Origin of the sequence: Micromonospora sp. D75 (genome assembly GCF_018070405.1) — a bacterium.
Classification (GTDB): domain Bacteria; phylum Actinomycetota; class Actinomycetes; order Mycobacteriales; family Micromonosporaceae; genus Micromonospora; species Micromonospora chalcea.
Genome location: NZ_JAGPXV010000998.1, coordinates 1 through 1,269, shown reverse-complemented (window position 1 = coordinate 1,269; position 1,269 = coordinate 1). Strand labels below are relative to the sequence as shown.

Here is a 1,269-nt window from a genome sequence, read left to right as displayed (position 1 = left end):
GGTCGGCAGCGTCTACTACGCCTCGGGTGGCGTCACCCGCACCGTGAGCGCCTCCTACACCCGCTACGACCTGGCCCTGCTGCGCCTGTCCAGCACGGTCAGCACCTCCGCCGTCTCGCTCGCCAGCAGCAACCCGCCGGTCGGCTCCACGAACACCATCTACGGCTGGGGCATGACCTGCTACAGCGGTTGCGGCGCGTCGCCCCAGCTCAAGACCGCGAGCGTACGGGTGACCAGCACCAGCGTCACCGACGCGTACGGCGGCCAGGCGATCCGGAGCACCCGGGTCAACGGCAACGCCTGGCGGGGCGACTCGGGCGGCCCGCAGTTCTACAACGGCCAGCAGGTCGGCGTGGCCTCCACCGCCGACGGCCAGAGCATCCAGAACTACGGCAGTGTCGCGTACAACCGGTCCTGGATCGCCTCGACGGCCGGTGTCTGACGGTTGATGCCGATGCGGCGCGGATCGGCCGGGAGCAGCCCGGCCGTCCGCGCCGCGTCGTTTTTCAGCATGCGATCAGCTGAACACGGCTCCCGAACCACCCGGCCGAGGGCTGACAGCATCGGAAACGTGCTGGTCGTGACGACGGATCAACTGCCTGGCTACGAGATCCGCCAGATCCTCGGCGAAGTGGTCTCGTCGATGGCGAGGACCCGCAACCCGTACCGCGAGGGGGTCAAGAACCTGCGCGGTGGCGCATACGACCCGCTGGCGCCGGACAACCTGACCCGGTGGCGTACCGACTCGGTGGCCCGGCTCGGCGAGGAGGCCCGCCGCCTCGGCGCGAACGCGGTGATCGGCATGCGCTTCGACAGCCGCGACTGCGGCGAGATGTGGATGGAGATCTGCGCGTACGGCACGGCGGTGATCGTCGCGCCCAAGATGCCGGACGTCATGCCGCCGGACCAGCCGGCGATCGCGGCCGAGACCGCCCACGACCCGGAGATCGCCTCCGCCCCGGGCGGCATCGCCGAACCGGCCAGCGCCCCCAACCTGAGTTCCGCAGCCGAAACCCCCACCGGCCCCTGACCCCTCGCTTTGCGGCGTCGATCATGAGGTTGACGGCAGGAATGATCTCCCTGAGTGCCGCCAACTTCATGATCGCCGGGGAAAGAGCCTGGGTCAGAGGATGGGGGGTGGGGAGTAGGTCGCGGCCTGGGGGTGGGACTCGACCACACCGGTGATTCGTGCGGTCACGCGGTTGACCTGGTCGGCGGCGGCGCCAACGAAGGCGTTGCGGTCGGCCACCAGGGTGTCGATCTCGGCCC

Annotated in this window: 2 protein-coding genes and 1 pseudogene; 2 read left to right on the top strand and 1 reads right to left on the bottom strand. The window is 70.0% G+C overall.

Features of this window, described 5'->3' with window-relative positions:
• Positions 1-442: trypsin-like serine protease (locus tag KBX39_RS31455; protein ID WP_210874049.1), on the top strand; the 442-nt coding region annotated here is incomplete at its 5' end.
• Positions 443-454: 12 nt separating this feature from the next.
• Entirely contained in the window at positions 455-1,030 is a 576-nt protein-coding gene (locus KBX39_RS31450) for a YbjQ family protein (protein WP_181373706.1), read from the top strand.
• A 93-nt stretch (positions 1,031-1,123) separates the two neighbouring features.
• Here the strand turns inward: KBX39_RS31450 and KBX39_RS34175 are convergent.
• Positions 1,124-1,269 (bottom strand): annotated as a pseudogene (locus KBX39_RS34175) (adenylosuccinate lyase); the annotation flags it as partial.

What these genes read in the sequence shown, in the direction of transcription:
- KBX39_RS31450 (WP_181373706.1), top strand. Translation starts at nt 455, where the DNA reads ATGCGGCGCGGATCGGCCGGGAGCAGCCCGGCCGTCCGCGCCGCGTCG.